Below are 18,294 nucleotides of genomic sequence, written 5' to 3' on the forward strand. Positions count from 1 at the left end.
TTCTTGGGGGCAAAGTATGAGTAAGGAAAATATGGATCAACGTATAGTCGTATCATTACGCGAATCAAAGACTAAAGAAAAAATAGAAGATACTTTTAAAACATTTAACATTCAAGATATACAAGAAAAAACGGCTTATCTTGATGAAGCTATGTACAGTCCCGAAGTGTTTTATTCTTCCGGAGAAGAAAGAATAACGCCTGAGCATAAATATGAATTAGCTCTGCAAATGTTTTTAGAAGGCAGTTGGAAATTATATTCATACTATGAAAAATTAGGGCTGGGTCAAGAAAATGTTCAAAATTGATAATGAAAAAAAAGCCAGAATAGCAAAAGAATTTGATGTCAAAATTGAATCTGTAAATATTATTGCGGATGAATATAAAAAAATTCAAGATGGTATGAAAGAACAATATTTAGCACATATAATACGTACGATGGAAATTCAATTGCAAGAATTAACAGAAAACCCGATGTTTAAAATAATTATAAAACCATTACCATTGACTAAAGATAATCTTTCGGCTCGGGCGCAATACCAACGTGGTAAATTTTTCTTAATCGGCTATTCTGAACGGTTAAACGATATACAGCTTAGGGTTTGCCTTGCACATGAATCGGGGCATTTATATTTGATAGAATATATAAACAGCATTGATAAAAACGCAAACCTTACAGAAAAAACAAACATGGAACCGTTGTCGACTGTTTTCGGTATTTTAGCAATACTGGATAAGAATGATTTTTATTCAACAATTAGCGACAAACAATTATTGCATAAAACTTGGGAAGACGTGCTTGCCGATTTTAAGCAGCTCCAAAATCGCAATAACGGGATAGATAATATATCATAAGTCTAAATTTTAATCATCAAAAAAAAGCTCCGGCAAAATGCGCGGGGCTTTTTTATTTTTCTTTTATCAAGCGCAAAAGCTCTTTTTTTATTTCAGGCGGAATGTTTTTAAATTGAATTTTTTTTACCGTTTCAAACCCGAGCCGTATTGCGCCTCCAAAACTTTCTTCCAAAAATCCGTGCGTAAATACAACAGTGCCGGCAAAGTCAACACACAACCTGCAATCGGATTTATTTTTTTTAAGAAACGGAATTAAAAAATTCTCTCTGAATTCTTCTCCGGAATCGGGGCCTAAATGAATAAACCTTGCGCCTTGATATTTATAGCCGCTGCCGCATTCCGCTACTTTTAATGTTGCTTCCTTCAATTTTCTCACCTCTTTTTTTTTCACATTATACCTTAAAAAATAAAAAACTCAACTAAAAAAAAATTACATTCAATGTATCTCCTCTCCGATTTTCGCATTTAAAACGCGGTATCATCAAGCTATGAAAACAAGAATAAGACCGATTGCGCGTGCCGGAGTTTTCGGCTCGGAATCGAATACGCAAATTGTAAGCGAACAAGACTTACAGGAAATTTACGAATCATTTACCGCACAAGATTCAAGCCCCATCACAATCGGGCATGTTACCGAAGCGGCTGAACCTCGACTCGGATCTGTTGTAAGCCTTGAATTAAAAGACGGTATTTTATACGGCATTATTGAAGAACAGGATGAATTAGCGAAAGCCGTTGACGCGGGATTTTTCCCGGAATGCTCAATCGGAGCGAAACGCTCAGGCGAAACCGGAAAATTGTACTTGCACCATTTGGCATATTTGGGCGAAGAGCCTGCGGCAATTAAAAGTTTTAAAAAAAATATAAAAGAAAAAATACAGTTGGATGACAGCGGAGTAATTCACGCATTTCCCGCGGTCTGGAAAATCACATTGTCCGATATGGACGAAGGAGTAAAAAAAATGAATGAACTTGATGAGGCTAAAAAAAGGATAGCCGAACTTGAGGCAGAGGTTCAAAAACTCACCGCGGAACTTGAAAAAGCAAAGGCCGGGAGTAATGGAAGCGGTGAAGATTTTGAAAAGCTTAAAACTGAAAACGAAGAGTTGAAAAGAAAGCTTTTAGCATTTCAGGAAAAACACCCTGAAGATGAATTGAGCTTGTCAGATTCCGACCCGCGCACAAAAATGCTTTTGAATGAGCTGCGTAAAACAAAAACGGCAAGCCTTATGCAGGCAGCAAAAGGGAAGGTTCCGGCGGCGCATTTAAAAGACCTTGAAGTGTTAGCGAATGGGCTTACATTAAGTAATGAGCTTTTGCTCTCGGACGGAAAGAAGGCATCAAGCATTGAAACTCTTACGGCAATTTTTAACGCAATGGCTGACCCGGTACTGGGCACTGAAATTGTTTTAAGTGACCCTGAGGCAAAGAGCGCGGGGCAAGGCGCAAGTTATGCAAGCTCGGCTGCAAAACTTATGGGCGCTTTGTAGTTTTTTAATTTAAGGAGATAAAAAAAATGATTAATGCAAATATCGGAAAAGTTGGAATTGAACAATCAAGCATTCTTTCAGGCAACAATCATATTATCGTTTCGTACTCGCTGAAAGATGGGCTAAAGGGTTTAAAAGCCGGCACGGCTTTAAAACTGGTTGACGGCAAGCTTGAACATCTTGCAGCCGATACCGAAGATGCAATCGCTCTTTTGCTTTCTGAGGTTGAGGGCGACAGCAAAGACAGCACCGCAGCGGTCGTTGTCTTCGGTGCGGTAAAAAAGGAAGCGGTAACATTCGGGGCAGACGGTGCGGCTTGTACTGAAACCTTGGTTGAGAAGCTCCGTAAAAACGGGCTTTATGCAATCAATTAAAAAACGTTTTATACGTTTTTAAAAAAGTATTTTTAAGGAGATTAAAAAAAATGCCAATACGAACACAATTAGCGGGATCGCTCAATGCGTTTTTTAATTTAAAGAATTTTACCGATGTGGTAAGCGGTCTACCAAAGCCGCAAACGCCGATGACCGATCTACTCTTTCCGGCTGCAAGCCGAAAGCAAAAAACAAGTCCGTATATTGCGGTTGCTGACATTCAAAATGTAACCGGTGCCGTTCCGGTTGTCTTACGCGGAACAAAGTCCTATGCGGTAGGCGGCGATAAAAAATCGCTCGGCATGATTGAAGTGCAGCCTTTGAGCATGAACAGATTTATATCCGGGGCTGAATTAAATAACCTTATTGCAATGGGCGATGTTGAGAACATTAACGCAAAACTGACCGAGGTAATCGAGAACTTACGCGACCGCACGGCGGTATCAACTGAAATTCTTGTATGCCAATCGTTGAGCGGAAGGATAGCGTATCCTGCAAGTATCGAAGGCGGAGCCGATGATATATATCAGGTCGAAATCGGCAAGCTTAAAGAATTAAGTGCTGCCGCTCTTACCGCTACGGCAACATTGGCTGATGTGCAAAAAGAACTTGAATCGCAATTTGTTGAGCAGCAAAAAACGGGCGCATCTGCTGATGTAGTATTCTTAGTTGGCTCAGATGTGTATTCAAAAATCATTGACATTATCGCAAAGGTAACAAGTAACGTTCCGGTTCAATGGACAGAAACAGGCTGCACCTTATTCGGTAAATATAAACTTATGCCAATGAGCGGCACCTACGCACTTCCGGGACAAACGGCAACAACGCCTATAGTGGATGCAAAATCAATTCAGACTATTGATCTAAAAAACACCGGTAAGTTGTTTTATGCTGCCCTCGATGAGCTTGATGCAAAGCTGCAACCCTTGCCGTTTTTCGCAAGCTATGAAGAGATAACCGATCCTTCAGGGATTAAGGTTTTATCCTCTTCAAAACCATTGCCGGCATTTGCAGTTTCAAAATCAACAATTAAGAAGTATTTAAAATAGAACCCTCTATTTATGTAAAAATGTCGATGTAAAAAAGTTTATGTTAAGGAGATGATGGAAAATGAGTAACAAGATGTTTAATTTACCCGCCAATCCGGCCAACATTCCTCCGTCGGGGAAACAGGCGGGAACTTCGCGCACTCAATCTATCATCTCCGTTTTTGATATTAAAAATTTTATATCGCCAAAACTGTATAGCGAATTGAGTTGGGATGAAGATCGTGCAGCAGATGAGGTAACGCAAGATTGTATCAATCGTGCTGAAGAATTAGCGGAAACGCTCCTTCATTTAGTCGGCGAAAAAATAAATCCTTTTAGCAGAACACAAAAGGAAGTGTTAAAAATTTTAACCGTATACGAGCTTTACACGTATAACGGCGACCGCATAAAAGCAAAGGAGTACATGGAGCGCGCAGAGCGTTTAATAAGCGACCGGTACCGCTCCATTGAAAAAGAGCGGGAAGCGGTGTTGCCTGAAATTGCATTGACAAATCCTAAAAGTGAGAAGGTAAAAAAATGAAGATACAAGTTACGCTTCAATATGATAATTTAAAACCTGCAGATTCTCTAGCTCCTCTTATGAAAGAGTTTTCGCTTATGGGTTTAAGTGCAATTCAAAAAAATATTGAAAGCAATGTAAAGCCTGAAAATGCGCCGCTTACAAAATCGGTAAAGCAGGGAGATAATACGCTTCGCGATTATGGAAAGTTGCGCGCAAGTCTTACCGCGCAGCACTCTGAAAGCGAAGCGGTAATCGGAACAAAGGTTCCGTACGCAAGAACTCACAATCCTGAAAACGGCGAAAAAGAAACGGTTATTCGTCCTAAAAACGCGCAGTATTTGTGCATCCCCGCAAGTCCTTATACAAGAACGTTATTTAGGCGTTACGGATTTTCTCCGCGTAACGTTATTGACGGATTAAAAAAGAACGGCGTTTCAGTGTATCGCCCGTATAGAAAAGGAACGAGTACAAGGGCGAATGTTATTTTGGCAAAAGAAAAAGACGGACAGCCAAAAGTAATTTTTATTTTAAAAAAACAAATAACAATCCCTGCGCGCCCGTTTATGTTTTTACCGGATTCAGTAATTAAAGCAATGGAAAAAAGAGCGGAGGACTATTGTGCCGTGTAATTTTTTAAAAATTATAAAATCCTATGCAGAGCTTTTATCGGAACAAACAAAAACGCCGGTAGTTATTGCACCAAGTGAAGTGAAGTCGGAGCGTTTCCATGTTGAGCTTACACTGTTGCCGCACCCGGCATTAATTGGAAACGGGAGAGCACGTTTTAGAATGCGCGGCACCGTCTTCGCGGAAATCCCCGCAAGTGAGCCGGCAATAAATGACTGCTTATCCCGCTCTCTAGTATAACGTTTTCCTGAAAAGTATATTGTATTTTTCTTTGGTTTGTGATACTATCTCAACAGCTTTTTATCACTAAGGAGTATTGCATGCCAAAACCGCCGAGTAAACTTGAACTAAATCCTGAAGAGCTCACGTACCTTGAATCACTTGTTCGTTTACGAACAATCCAAGCACAAACGCTCACGCGTGCACGAATACTTTTGCTTAAAAGCAAGGGGCTGTCCATTAAGGAAACAGCCGACAAGGTAGGCTATACGTATAGAAGCGTTGCGCTCTGCCTTAAGAAATATAAGCAGGGCGGCGTAGAGCATGCTCTCACCGATGCACCCGGACGCGGAAACAATCCGGAAATTACCGATGAAGAGAAATCGTGGATTATAAATCTCGCTTGTCAAAAACCGACTACTTTTGGGTATGCTGCAGAAACATGGACTTACGCACTGTTAACAAAGCATATTAACACCACCGCTGAAAGTGCAGGATACCTACGGCTCGCTACTATCCATAAAACAACGGTATTTAAAATACTAACTGAAGCAGACATTAAACCTTACAAAATAGAATATTACTGTGAAAACAGAGACCCTGACTTTGATAGAAAAATGCACAATGTTTTGCTCGTTTATAAGCAACTTGAACTTTATTTTGAGGAAAATAAGCCATTACAGACAGAAGAAGGGAAGAATATCCATGTTGTTTCGTATGATGAGAAGCCCGGCATACAAGCTATCGCGACGACAAGCGATGATTTACCTGCTGATGAAACCCATCAATGCATTCGCCGTGATTATGAATACAAACGGCTTGGCACGCTCTCACTTTTAGCAGGCATTGATTTACAGACGGGGGATGCCATTCCTCTTGTAAGCGACAGTCACACCAGTAAAGATTATGTGCAATTTCTTAAAATACTTGATGAACGATACCCGCAAGAAGATAAAATTAGAATCATTTTGGATAACTTAAAAGTACATACCTCCAAAGAAACCATTCGATATCTTTCAACGGTACCGGGAAGATTTGAGTTTGTGTTTACGCCAAAGCATGGTTCTTGGTTAAATATGATTGAAGGATTTTTCAGCAAACTAACAAGACAACTGTTGCGGGGCATGAGAGTAAAATCAAAAACAGAGTTAGTTAATCGACTGTATAAATACTTTGACGAGATTAATGAAGAGCCAGTCGTATTCCATTGGAAATACAATCTTGATGATCTCGATGTTTCTGAAGCGGTTATAACCGACGCTCTCAAATATGAACTTAATTACAAAACGTTATACTAGCATTAGCACAATTCTTTGATGATACGCAAGGGTTCACCATTCAAAATAAAACGAATGAACAAAAAGGAATATACGGCTTAGCGTATCACCGACCATTACGGGATGATGACGACCTCTTTTCAGATTTAGAATCGGAGGAGAGGTCTTATTCATACAATGAAAGTTGGCTCATCGAACTTGAATTCAATCTCGATGAAGTAATGTAAAAATCGTTTTTAAGGAGTTAAAAAAAATGGATGTAACAAAATCACGATACCCGAATAGTATCGTTCTTGCAAGTGCGAAAATTGAAATTTCAAAAAAAGATATTTTACTTGACCGCACTACTAAAACATGGGATTTGCAGGACTTGGAAGATTTAGGGCTTGCGCGCGGAATTAAAATTTCTTTTTCCTCAAGCAAAATCGACATCAAGGCTGACAACGGCACGGTGCCAATTAAAGGACAAACGGATGTTAAGGGCAAGGTTGAGTTTGCGCTACTTGAAAGGCATATTCCGCTTTTAGGAACAATCATGCACGGACTTGTAACCGTAAGCACACAGGGAGGGAAAGAGCAGGAAAAAAGCGAAAAGCTTCAAGCAAACACATTCGCCCTCGATAAGTTTTATGAATTCAGCCATGCAAGTTTTGATAATAGTAAGCCGAAGGATATTACTATCAAGCAGGGCGGTAAAAATTTAACCCAATCCGATTATGAAATATCTCAAAGTAAATCTGGAGCATGGGGTTATAAGTTTTTACCGACAGGTACTTGCGATATAACAAAGCCTATAACAATCGAATACAAAACAATACCGATTAAAAGCTATCGGTTAACAAAAGGTTCAGGCGGAGTTGTACAGCCGATATCAATGCGCTTAACAAACAGTCGTAAAGCCGATGACGGACGAATTATCAATCGCACGTTTGAATTCCCATACGGCTTTTATGATGGAGAAGATTCAATTCAATTAAAATCAAAAAACGATGCGGACAATGTCGCAGAGGTTCCGATGAGTTTTGAATTTTCTCCACATCCAGATTTAATCGGCGATGAAGAACTTGAACCCGGAAGTTTGTATCGAGAAGATCAAGACGTGTAATAAAATGTTTTTTTTGCCGGATGCAAGTGCGCAACCGGCAAAGATTTTAAAAAAAAGTTAAGGAACAAAAGGTAAAAAAAATGAAAATGGTAAATCTTGATTTATTAAAAGCTGAAAGCGTAAAGATAAAATTTTTAGAAAAAGAATTTGAAATAGGCTATATTCCTTCAGGGCTTGCAATTCCCTTACTTGATAATCATAATCAAAACGTAGAAACGCAAAAAGAAGATGACCCGCCTGAAAAATTATTCCATGATACGGTGCGCTCGGTTTCTCTTTTTTGTTCATTTTTTCATCCTGAGTTTACCGAAGAGTATTTATTAAAAAATGCAACAGCTCAACAAATCAATGCAATGTATCAAAGTATCGTATATGCAATTCTTACCAATTTTACCTCCGCAATTCCAAACGACGGCGAAGATGATACAGGGGAAGTCACAGAAAAAAAAACGACTGGGGAGAAATAATTGACCATGCGCTTTTGATGTACAATGTCAGTGAGCGCGAAATATTAACCGAATGGAGTCTTGAAACCTTAGTTAAAAAGGTTCGCTCAGGTTTCAATTTTGAATTAATGAAAAAAGGTATTCCGATTAAAAAAGAAAAAAAGTTATTGACACAATCGGAACTTGAGACTATCGAAGATTTGTATCGATAGATTTAAATATTTTAAAAAAAAGTTTAGGATGTAAAAAAAATGGCAACAGTGCGAGAGCTCATTTTTAAAATCACTGGGGACAATGAAAAATTTAAAGCCGCAATTGATGAGTCAAAAAAAGCCCTCGATGATTTTAATAAAAAAACAAAAGACGTAAGCGAGCTTTATGGCAGTATTGCAAAGCAAGCGGCAATTGCAACAACAGCGATTGCCGCTGTCGGCATTGCAACTGCAAAAATGGCGGTTGAATTTAACGAAGGCTTTGGGAAGGTGCAAACACTTATTCCGGGAGCTACAGAGCGCATTGCAGAACTTGAAGAAAACGTCCTAAATCTTTCTCCTGCTGTCGGCAAAACAACCAAAGATTTAACCGAAGGCTTATACGAAATAATCTCCGCATTCGGAGATTCAGCCGATAGCGCAAAGAATCTTGAACTTGCCGCAAAGGGAGCAACGGCGGGAGGGGCAACTACAAAAGAATCTGTTAAGCTTTTATCTGCCGTAACAAAAGCATACGGGAACACTTCTTTTGAAGCTCAAAAAAGGGTTTCAGATTTAGCCTTCACAACATTAAAGCTCGGACAAACATCAATGAGCGATCTTGCTGTTTCCATGCAGCGGGTAACATCGATGAATAATGTTCTCGGTGTCTCTCAAGAAGAACTTTTTGCCATATTCTCTTCCGGAACCGGTGTAATCGGCGGAGCTGCGGAAGTTTCAACAAAGCTTTCGGCTGTATATACTGAATTGCAAAAACCGCAAGAGAGGCTTGCAAAAAGTTTTAAAGAATTAGGAGTTGCAACCGGTGAAGAACTCATTGCAAAATTTGGAGGACTTTCCGGAGCACTGCAAGCATTAAAATCGGTAGCCGATAAAACAGGGGAACCTATTAGTAATCTTTTCGGTTCTGCTGAAGCGGGGAACCTCGCCTTGTATGCGGCGGGAGAAGGAGCTGCAAAATTCGCAAGCGACTTAGAAGCAATGAACGAATCGGCGGGGGCTACCGAGCAGGCATTTAACGATGCAACCGTAGCGGGACCAAATGCGTTCGGTTTCCAGCTTGAACAAGCAAAACTTAACGCACAAAGCTTCGCAATTAAACTTGGCCAAGAATTAATTCCGAGTTTACAAGCCCTTTTATCTCCCGTCTTTAAACTTGCCGAGTGGCTTAAAAATTTAAATGAAGAACAACTAAAACTTATTGTTTCTGTTGGGAAAGTTCTTATCACATTCACAGCGGTAACCGCCGGGGCGTTTGGATTGGTAAAAGGAATCATTGCCGTGCAGCGAGGTTTAAGAGCAATGGACGCCGCATTTAAAGTTATCGGTGCGAGCAACCCGTTTATGCTTGCAATTGCAGGAGCCGCAGCGGCTGTTGTTGCAATTAAAGAACTGTTGGCATGGATGGACAGAGCTGCTGAAAAACAGTTTAAACAAAAGCTTGCAACAATTGAAGCGAATACCGCGACAATGGTACAAGCGCAGCGCATAAGCGAACTTGCAAAAGCATATGAAACATTAAATCAAAAAGAAAAACTGAATGCGCAAGAAGCATTGCGCATGAAAGAAATCGCTAAGGAAATAAACGCAATCACCGGGCAGTCCTTGATTATGATAAGTCAGTCAACGGGGAAAGCACGAATTGATGTTGAAGCATCGGTTGAAGCTGCTCATGATGTAGCTGACAGGAAGCAGGAAGATTTAGAGCATAATAAAAGAGTGCTTAGTCAATTGCAATCGGCTGAAAGCGACCTTGCGAAAATCGTAAAAGAATACAGCGAAAGCACTGCATGGTCTATTGAAGAAGTTTTTGAAAAATTTGCATTACTGCCTGACTCTTTAAAAACGGTAACAAATGCAAAAGACGGTTTACGAAAGACACGCGAAGAAATTGCGAAACTTAAAATAGACATCACAGAGACGGAGCGCGGTATTGCAGCATTACGCGATTATTCAAAGGAATCATTTGTGCCGGAACTTGAGCCTGAACAAGCAGTGGCACCAATTAATGAAACAGGCAAAGGAAAAGAAAAAAATGAAAAAACACAAGCGGAACGGCTTGCTGATTTAGAAAAAGAATACGAAGCTGAAGTTGCGCTTATAAAAAAATCTATTGAAGATAAAAAAGAGCAAGAAGAGTTACTTTTAAAAAATGAGGAATCCTTTTATAAAAAACGGCTTGAACTTTTAGAAAGTTTTCATAAAGAAAATGTTACAAAAAATTTAAAAGAGAATGCGGAGAAAAATTTAACTGTTGAACAATCGCTTGCAAAAGCGGTAGGCGCTGCACATGAAACAATTTTAGAAGAAACAAAAAAAACAAATGAGGAACTTGACAGGCTCTCCGATGAGCGGCATCAAAAAGAACTTGAGAAAATAAAAAAGTTTACTGAAGAAGCAAAAACGGACGTTGAGCTTAAAGTACAATTAAAAGTAGAAACCGGAGAAATTACAGGTGCAACAGAAAAACAATTAAACCGCGCCGAGTGGGAGGAACGAGCAAACCTATACAGCCAAAAACGTAATGAACTTTTAGATCAGTATATTTCGTTGCAAAAAAGTTCAAACAAAGAAGATCAGGAAAAGGCAGCGGCAATAAAAAAGCAGGCGGACAACATGGGGACGCTTGCCGAAGAAGCGGCAAAGAAAGCGAGCGATGCATTTGCCGAAGCTACCCGCAAAATTGCCGATAAGTTTTCTGAAATCGGCGGAATTATAAGTTCGACATTTTCGCAAATTGCAGATGCAGCGCAAGGATTTATAAATAATAAAGAAGAGAAGCGAAGACAAGAGACTGCTATTCGCCTTGCTGAAATTGAGCGTGAAAAAAACGAAACGCTTTTAGAAATCGACAATGAGCTTTCAGAAAAAAGAGAGCAAAAACAAATTGAAGATGCCGAGCGCGAAGAGCAGCGGAGGCAAGAAGAGTTTGAGAGACGACAATCAGAATACAATCGAAGTATACAGGAGCTTTCAGGAAGTTTTGAAGTTGAAACCAATTTGATAAAACTCCGCAACACGGAACAGCAGCTTGAAGCGGCTCGAAAGAAAAAAGCGGAAGACGCAGCACATAAAAAAGCGGAAGATGAAAAAATAAAACGCGACAAAGAAGCGCGCATGCAAGAGGTTGCCTTATTAAACGCAAAAGCTCAAGCCGAACATGAATACGCGGTTACACGAATTACAACAGAAAACGCTGCAGGAGATGCCGCCGCAAAGGCTGCACAGGAAGCTGCAAAATGGCAAAAGGCACAAGGTGTTATTAGCATGAGTATTAAAGCAGCAATAGAAACGGCGGAAGCGGTTGCGCAGTTTGCACTTGGTGTTGCCGGAAATCCGCAAGGGTTTGCAGCAGGAGCTGCACATACTGCTGCCGCTGTAATGGCAGGCGTACAAATAGGCGTTATTGCGGGGCAACCCTTACCGCCCGACTACATCCAGCAAGCCTTACCGCCTGCACCTCGCCCGATTAAATTCGCACAAGGCGGTATTGTTATGCCGAGTGCAGCGGGTACCGGCATCACCTTACCGAACGGCGCCCCGGGGCTTGTCGCTGAAGCGGGAATCCCTGAAGTGATACTGCCACTTAACTTGCCGAATCTTGAAACAATGTTTAAAGCCGCAGGAATTTATAATACCGATAACAGCGCAAGTACGAATTATTCTGCAACATACAATGTCGAAGTTGTGCACAATCAAGGAGATGATTTAGAAGAAAGTATTTTAAACGCACTAAGAAATCACGACCGTGAAGTATACAACATTGTCGAAGAAGGAAATAAAAACTGGCGTGTTTAAACATTAAGGAGTTAAAAAAAAGAACATGACCGAACAAGAATATATTACCAAACACTATCCGCAAGATGTCATTGTAATTGACGGAGAATTTTTCCCCCTACCACTCGGCGGAAAAATTACAATTGAGCAAAAAGAAATCGCCTCGCAGCTTACAACTGCAAACGGCATAAAACGAAAAGACATAATCAGAAAATATGAATCAGCTTCGATTAGGTTTGCAACACTGTTTGATGAGGGATTAAACACCATTCAAATGATTATTAGATGTATTGAACAAACCGACTTTGAAAAAGAAAAATCGCTATTTATCAAAAAACAACACATGCCGGCAACCGCTGCAAGATTTAACCGGGAACACTTTCATGCAATTAAAATAGAAGTGGTCGGCACGATAAAAATAAATTATTCATTCCGAAAAAATAATATGTTTATTTATACAGGTGTGAATTTAAAAATAAATTAAAAAAAATACTTAATTAAGGAGCAAAAAAATGGGATTAAAATCAAAACTTGATGAACAACTTTTGGAGGTGCAAAAGAACTTACCTTCTACACTGAATCCTGATGATGCGTTAACAAACAAAAACTGGAATTGTGTAGTAGCGTCCATAAAAGCGATTTATGAAGCCTTGCAAGCTGCCGCAAGCACTCCGCCTTCCATTCCGCCTATAGGATTTTTATATACTCGCTTCCCCGGCATGCCCCTCCCCTGGGAGCAATTTACGGATACTGCACCGGTTGAATGGAAAAACTTACACGAAAAATATCCGGGCACCTTCTTACGTCTTGCAGGCGGCAATGCAAGTGCCTTTAGTGGATCCGGGTCGGTAAGCTATGATTCAGGGGTAAGAGGCAATGGCGGCGGACAAATAGATGCAATGCAACGGCATACCCATAGTTACACGTATGAAGGCAGTAATGGAGTTGGAAGTACAAAAGGAGTTGATGCACAATATCAGTGGCAGCAGGAAAACAAAAGCAGTTCAACCGGCTCTGCTTCCGGAAGGCAAACTGAAGAAACTCGACCGAAAAATATCACCGTTGAAATGTATTTGTTTGTAGGACAGTAATTAAAAAGTTTTTTTAACAGAGCGATGATAAAAACACCCCTTTCAACCGAACAAAAAATACGCGGCAATAATCGCAGTTACACCGCTCGCATTATCTTCTCATTTCTCTCCTGCAAAGTGCCGGAAAGCATTAAGATTTTCGCCCCGAATACACAAACGGGATCGGTACCTGACCAAATAGTCTACCCGTATTTATACCATATCGAACAGAGACTTTTTATTGACGAGGAAATAAATTATCGCGTGTTCCCTGAACCGTACAATATTCACCGCGACAATAGAATCCACCAAGTAAAGCGCCAGCCATATTCACACATCGGCTACATCGGAAAGAAAGCTGACCACTCCGGATCGGTAACAGATTGTATCAAACTGTATCTGCCGAACACAGACACAAAAAAAATTACTATCCGTACTAATCCTGACCGAATAATTAAAGAGGCAACCGTAATTGCAAAAACAAAAAACGATACGGAAATCACCCGGTATACAATTACAAACAATACACGCAATGAAATTGTCTTTCCACTAAAAGCAGAGAATGTCGGTATCCTTGAATTGCATGTTACGAAACACACCCCGAATAAAAGAATATGGATTGTCTCCTTTTATCCCGGATTTGAATTCTTTGTTACTGAAAAAGACGTAGTAAAAATTAAACAGCAAAAAAAGAAAACAGAAAACAAAGAAGGCTCTATTGGCAGGCTCTATATTAATTCACTTGAAATCGAATTGAATAATATAACTCGCATGTATGATGATAAAAATAGTGAAAGCCCCATTGCAGGTTTTTTTAATGCAAATGCGATTGTCTCCGTCGCACTCATTCTCAATACACGAAAAAATCAAAAGCCGTTTATATTGAACTTCGGAAACTTCTTTGTAACCGACATTGACACGAACGAGCAGAAAATAAGTGTAACTGTAAAAGCACAAGACTATATCGGAGTGCGTAAAAATGATTATCTTAATTTAGGAATAGGAGACAAAACAAACGCCTATGAGTGCTTTGCAAAAATCGCAAACGCAATAAACTTATCTGCTATCAAAGTTGACGAGCAATTAAAACGGGTTGCGCTAAATCGCATCCCTTTAAACGGAAACATCGGATCACTGCTAAATAAACTGTGCGTATTAACCAACGCCTTTTGCGCCTGCGATGAAACAGGCTCCGCCCTCATCGCAACACCGATGCTCTCTCGTCACGGAGCAATTCGCTACCCATTGCGCTATTTTTTATTGCACGAATACAAATCACAAGGCGGTGGACAAACTAAAACACTTTCGCCAAATATCATTAATCTTTCATACGCAACGTATGAATATGACGGTGAATATCATGCTGGGAAAAAGCAATCATACATCTACAATGAGCGAATCCCAAAGCGGGAATTTCCGCAAGATAAAATACGCATTCCCCTTCATGAGCGCGAACTCGGCGCAGGAGCAGAGCCGAGTGCAACCTTTACCATTTTACTTCCTGATAATTTTGAAGCCCTTGAATTCTCTGACCCGCTTATTCCGAAAGCCCTTGAATATGAAACCATTTACGAGTATGGCGCACAGGAAAAACCGATACGGGCAATTGTGAAGGTTTGGAACTTTATCGATCGAGATGAAGGAGAGCAGTTCACTATTATTCAAATGATACGAGAAAAGCCGTATAATACTATTTTAAAAACGGAAAACTTCATTGTACCGAAAATGCCGCGCACGTATATCATCCCTGAAAAAGACCCGTCATTAAATAGCGCCGATGCCGAAGCAGTCGAGTCGCGCAATGCACACAATAAGCCGGAAGTATTTAAAATCGATTTAAAAGATGCGGCAAGTTTTGACCTCATTAAAATTGAAAACATTTTTAAACAAACTCAATTTGAATTCTTATATCGAATTACTAACGAAGGAATTGAAGTTAAGGCGTGGAATTATTTTAAAGAGAACCCTCAAACGCTCACCGTTAAAATATACGGCAGCCGTCTTACTCCTTCACAATTTAAAAAAACAATCACCGCAAGAAACGAAGATGACATACAAGTCAATGGCGAAATCGTAAAAAATATTGAAGTGGGCGCGCTCGCTTCCGATGACATTGCACGCGATGTGTTACAATCAATGAGTTATTATTACCGACACTTTGCAAAAGATTTTAGTGTACAAGCATGGAGCGACCCGCGCCTGATGCTCTACGATTTAATCGCCTTTAAAAGTTTACGCGGCTATGGATTTATGCAAGGAATAATTGATGAAATGGAATACACCTATAACGGTGCATTAGCCCAAAAGATAAAAATTAAACAAACTAAAAAGCATACTCGCGACAGCAGAGCCTTAAAAAGTTTTGCATTGAAAGACCGCCCCGTCCTTGCAAAACGAGAAGCGGGGTATGCGTAAAAATAAAAAAATCTAAGGAGATTATAAAAATGGAAAAAATTAGAATCAGGAAATTATTTAATGCAGACCTTACAAAGGAAAATTCAGAAAACTTTGTACAAAAAGAAAAAATTACAAACATTATTCCGAATAAGGTATACTATGTTGAACACTCAATTTATTTTTCAAACACCATGGAAGTCTATGAAGATGATACAATGCAAAAGCCGCTTGTCCTTGAAACCGATTATAACTTTGCAGAAATCGATTCAATCGCTTCTGAAATGTCAAACATTGATTGTTACAAAGCGCTGACCTTCAATCAACGTTTTGAAAAAGTATTTATTCGCTATCATTCTTATGGAGACCTTTTATCTGCCGAAGATATTAATTGCATTGCCGACGGAGTAAACACGCTAAGCGAAATAAATGAAAAACAAACACAAGAATTTAACACACTCGTGCGCAACTTTGAAGAACACATTACAAACGGCAAAGCACACAACGCAACCGAAACGGTTACCGGTAACTCCATCGCATACAGAACCGAAGACGGAAGACTGAAGGCGGCGGATGCAAAAGAAAATGAAGACCTGGTAAACTTAAAGAGCCAAACCCAAGCAATACAAACAAGTGAAGAAAGAACACAAAACAAAATTACCGAAGCAAAAAATGAACTCATCTCCGATATTGAAACGCTCACAAAAAAAGTTAAGGCGGAAAACCCCACCCTAACACTGCAAGACTTTTTGCCTGCGGGTATCGATGAGTCAAGCGCAACCGATGAACAAAAACAATCGGCGGAGCAAAAACTTGACGAGCGTACTGCAGAGCTTAACCCCTATCATAATGTTATCCGCAATAAAAACAGCTCTATTGAAGTTCCCGATGCCCAAACTGAAGCCGAAGCCGTAAATAAAAAAGCACTTGATGTAGTTGAAGTTAATGTTGCGAATCTTAGAACAGGTCTCGGCGAAATTTCAAACCGTGTAGAAGAACTCGAAAACAAGCCCGCTCCCGGAGGCGATATATATAAATTTGACGGGTTTGAAACTGAAACAAACAAAATATGGCGTACCGATAAAACAAACTGGAATGGGGTTGTTGTAAAAAGAGTTTCAATACCTATTTATTTTTTGAAAAAAGGATTGGGAAAACCTCTTGATCTCAAACCGCTCAACATTGATACCATAACAAGCATAGAAGGGGTTGTAACAATCGGAAAGGTAACCTATCCTTTAGCCTTTGCTGCGGCAAAAAATATGATTGCGCTTAATACTACTAAGGCTCAATTGCTGTTTAGTGCGATAAGTACTAATTGTTCAGCTTACATTGTGCTAGAATATTTTTAAAATTTATTTTTTTGAGCCTGCAATAATCATATCAGGGTAGCCTTTAATGCTTACCTTTAGCTTAAACGGATGCCCGCTTGCGGGGTCAAAATATTGATTGTCCAGCACTTCAACTTTGGTAACCGGTATTTTTATTCTTTTACTAAAATCAAGACTATCTTTCGCAAGCCATGTTTCGGCAAAATCGTTTTCAGGCTTAGCCGGATATAAATATATATCCCAGCACGTATAGTCATCCGGATAAACAGTATCCCCACCTGCACAATTGGTAAAACCAACAGTTTCAGTGTATATATAAGTCATCCATGTAATTTCATCAAATGCCGGGGCATCGTTAAAGGTTACTTTATAATTCTTAATAGTAAATTCAGGTCTTTTTGTTTTATCGTCAAACCATCTTTTTGATACAAAACCAACGGTTTCAAGTTTGCCTGATTGCGTTCCGCTTGGTTGCGTTTTGCCTGAATTATTCGCCCCGGAATTAGTCGATCCGGTATCTACACCGCTGCCGGCTTGCGTGTTATCTCTACACCCGACCAAGGCTGCAATCGCAAACAATAAAAATAAAACCTTCCTCCGCTCTTATTATACCACCTTATCTATATTCCGAAAAGTCAAAAATTAAAATAGTACAATGGCTAAAATAAAAGCTTAAGGAAGTAAAAAATGAAAACACCTATTAGTTATTACGGCGGCAAACAACAGCTTGCAAAAAAAATAGTATCACTTATTCCTGAACATAAAATCTACTGCGAACCCTTCTGCGGAGGTGCTGCTGTTCTGTTCGCGAAAGAGCCCTCACAAGCTGAAGTCATCAACGATACAAATGCGGAAATCATCAACTTTTACCAAGTTGTACAAGAAGACTTCCCAGCACTCCAAAAAGAAATTATGAAAACGCTGCATAGCCGTGAAATGCACCGACATGCCAAAATAATTTACGAAAACCCTGACATGTTTGATACGGTAAAAAGAGCATGGGCTGTATGGGTGCAAGCTAATATGTCATTTGGGAATAGTATCGGGACGGGGTTTGCGTATGAAAAAAAGAATGAGAGTACAACAAAGAATATTGTAAATAAAATAGATGAGTTTACGGATAAAATATCAAATAGAATTAGAATGCTGCAAATTGAAAATTGCGATGCCTTAAAGGTTATTGCTTCCCGCGATACAGCCGATACATTCCACTATATTGACCCGCCCTATGTAGGTACACATCAAGGACATTATGACGGTTATACTCAACAAGATTTTGATAACCTTTTAGGAATGCTGCAAAATATACAGGGGAAATTCTTGCTTAGTTCTTATCGAAACAAAGCCCTTATGGAGTTTACCAAAAAAAATAATTGGTACTGCATTGAATTAAAAATGGCCTCTTCTTTAAGCGCAAAGGGGAAAGCTAAAAGAATGACAAAAATAGAAGTCCTAACCGCAAACTATCCAATCGGAATTGTTGACGGAGAAGTAAAAAAACTTTAAAATATTTCTTGTAAAAAGGGTGTTTTACAGTGTTAAAAAGGCTAGTAAAATGTTAAAAAAA

Annotated in this window: 20 protein-coding genes; 18 read left to right on the top strand and 2 right to left on the bottom strand. The window is 39.7% G+C overall.

The genetic code is table 11. The features are described 5' to 3' along the window. Nucleotides 1-16: 16 nt before the first annotated feature. Together FUT79_RS13535 and FUT79_RS13540 are read left to right on the top strand one after the other, a co-directional pair. A complete protein-coding gene (locus FUT79_RS13535) occupies nucleotides 17-307 on the top strand; it encodes a hypothetical protein (RefSeq protein WP_002695871.1) in 291 nt (96 codons plus the stop codon). Beyond that, on the top strand, nucleotides 294-854 hold the full coding sequence (locus FUT79_RS13540) for a hypothetical protein (RefSeq protein ID WP_148878545.1): 561 nt from the start codon (nucleotides 294-296) through the stop codon (nucleotides 852-854). The genes FUT79_RS13535 and FUT79_RS13540 overlap by 14 nt, the downstream gene beginning before the upstream one ends. Before the next feature lie 52 nt (nucleotides 855-906). On the opposite strand, the gene FUT79_RS13545 is transcribed toward FUT79_RS13540, so the two are convergent. Then, entirely contained in the window at nucleotides 907-1,230 is a 324-nt protein-coding gene (locus tag FUT79_RS13545; protein WP_206172569.1) for an STAS-like domain-containing protein, read from the bottom strand. Between the two features lie 112 nt (nucleotides 1,231-1,342). Between FUT79_RS13545 and FUT79_RS13550 the strand changes: the two genes are divergently transcribed. The 15 genes from FUT79_RS13550 (at nucleotide 1,343) to FUT79_RS13620 (ending at nucleotide 16,748) form a co-directional block, all read left to right on the top strand. Further along, nucleotides 1,343-2,344 carry an SH3 domain-containing protein gene (locus tag FUT79_RS13550; RefSeq protein WP_187426846.1) on the top strand — a complete coding sequence of 334 codons (1,002 nt, stop codon included), beginning with the start codon at nucleotides 1,343-1,345 and terminating at the stop codon, nucleotides 2,342-2,344. A 26-nt stretch (nucleotides 2,345-2,370) separates the two neighbouring features. Continuing rightward, nucleotides 2,371-2,718: a hypothetical protein gene (locus FUT79_RS13555; RefSeq protein WP_148878735.1), complete on the top strand. Its 348-nt coding sequence runs from the start codon at nucleotides 2,371-2,373 to the stop codon at nucleotides 2,716-2,718. 50 nt (nucleotides 2,719-2,768) lie between these two features. Next, nucleotides 2,769-3,767, top strand: coding sequence for a major capsid protein (locus tag FUT79_RS13560; RefSeq protein ID WP_002695880.1), 999 nt, complete (start codon nucleotides 2,769-2,771; stop codon nucleotides 3,765-3,767). A 61-nt stretch (nucleotides 3,768-3,828) separates the two neighbouring features. Next, a complete protein-coding gene (locus FUT79_RS13565; RefSeq protein WP_024752645.1) occupies nucleotides 3,829-4,287 on the top strand; it encodes a hypothetical protein in 459 nt (152 codons plus the stop codon). Continuing rightward, nucleotides 4,284-4,898 carry a phage virion morphogenesis family protein gene (locus FUT79_RS13570; RefSeq protein WP_148889737.1) on the top strand — a complete coding sequence of 205 codons (615 nt, stop codon included), beginning with the start codon at nucleotides 4,284-4,286 and terminating at the stop codon, nucleotides 4,896-4,898. Before FUT79_RS13565 ends, FUT79_RS13570 begins: the two co-directional genes overlap by 4 nt. Further along, a complete protein-coding gene (locus tag FUT79_RS13575) occupies nucleotides 4,888-5,136 on the top strand; it encodes a hypothetical protein (RefSeq protein WP_187426847.1) in 249 nt (82 codons plus the stop codon). Before FUT79_RS13570 ends, FUT79_RS13575 begins: the two co-directional genes overlap by 11 nt. An 80-nt stretch (nucleotides 5,137-5,216) precedes the next feature. After that, a complete protein-coding gene (locus FUT79_RS13580; protein WP_148878912.1) occupies nucleotides 5,217-6,413 on the top strand; it encodes an IS630 family transposase in 1,197 nt (398 codons plus the stop codon). Nucleotides 6,414-6,645: 232 nt separating this feature from the next. Next, nucleotides 6,646-7,497, top strand: a complete 852-nt coding sequence (locus FUT79_RS13590; protein WP_148889738.1) for a hypothetical protein — start codon at nucleotides 6,646-6,648, stop codon at nucleotides 7,495-7,497. A gap of 80 nt (nucleotides 7,498-7,577) precedes the next feature. Next, a complete protein-coding gene (locus FUT79_RS13595) occupies nucleotides 7,578-7,964 on the top strand; it encodes a hypothetical protein (RefSeq protein ID WP_002695895.1) in 387 nt (128 codons plus the stop codon). Nucleotides 7,965-7,981: 17 nt separating this feature from the next. Continuing rightward, nucleotides 7,982-8,155 carry a hypothetical protein gene (locus FUT79_RS15200; RefSeq protein ID WP_002695896.1) on the top strand — a complete coding sequence of 58 codons (174 nt, stop codon included), beginning with the start codon at nucleotides 7,982-7,984 and terminating at the stop codon, nucleotides 8,153-8,155. A 39-nt stretch (nucleotides 8,156-8,194) separates the two neighbouring features. Continuing rightward, nucleotides 8,195-11,953, top strand: coding sequence for a phage tail tape measure protein (locus FUT79_RS13600; RefSeq protein ID WP_148889739.1), 3,759 nt, complete (start codon nucleotides 8,195-8,197; stop codon nucleotides 11,951-11,953). A gap of 25 nt (nucleotides 11,954-11,978) precedes the next feature. Then, nucleotides 11,979-12,416, top strand: a complete 438-nt coding sequence (locus FUT79_RS13605) for a hypothetical protein (protein ID WP_148889217.1) — start codon at nucleotides 11,979-11,981, stop codon at nucleotides 12,414-12,416. Nucleotides 12,417-12,444: 28 nt separating this feature from the next. After that, nucleotides 12,445-13,023: a hypothetical protein gene (locus tag FUT79_RS13610; protein WP_148889264.1), complete on the top strand. Its 579-nt coding sequence runs from the start codon at nucleotides 12,445-12,447 to the stop codon at nucleotides 13,021-13,023. Between the two features lie 24 nt (nucleotides 13,024-13,047). Then, nucleotides 13,048-15,417, top strand: a complete 2,370-nt coding sequence (locus FUT79_RS13615; RefSeq protein ID WP_244951104.1) for a hypothetical protein — start codon at nucleotides 13,048-13,050, stop codon at nucleotides 15,415-15,417. A gap of 29 nt (nucleotides 15,418-15,446) precedes the next feature. Continuing rightward, the gene (locus FUT79_RS13620) at nucleotides 15,447-16,748 is read left to right on the top strand and encodes a synaptonemal complex protein 1 (RefSeq protein ID WP_148884426.1); all 1,302 of its coding nucleotides are present in this window, start codon (nucleotides 15,447-15,449) and stop codon (nucleotides 16,746-16,748) included. Between the two features lie 3 nt (nucleotides 16,749-16,751). Here FUT79_RS13620 and FUT79_RS13625 read toward each other — a convergent pair whose 3' ends face one another. Further along, nucleotides 16,752-17,306 (bottom strand): hypothetical protein, encoded by a 555-nt coding sequence (locus tag FUT79_RS13625; RefSeq protein ID WP_024751798.1) that lies wholly within the window; start codon nucleotides 17,304-17,306, stop codon nucleotides 16,752-16,754. A gap of 108 nt (nucleotides 17,307-17,414) precedes the next feature. Here FUT79_RS13625 and FUT79_RS13630 point away from each other — a divergent pair, with 108 nt between their 5' ends. Further along, nucleotides 17,415-18,233, top strand: coding sequence for a DNA adenine methylase (locus FUT79_RS13630; RefSeq protein ID WP_044634746.1), 819 nt, complete (start codon nucleotides 17,415-17,417; stop codon nucleotides 18,231-18,233). Nucleotides 18,234-18,294: the final 61 nt, after the last annotated feature.

It is taken from the genome of Treponema phagedenis, from assembly GCF_008153345.1.
GTDB classification, from domain to species: Bacteria; Spirochaetota; Spirochaetia; order Treponematales; family Treponemataceae; genus Treponema; species Treponema phagedenis.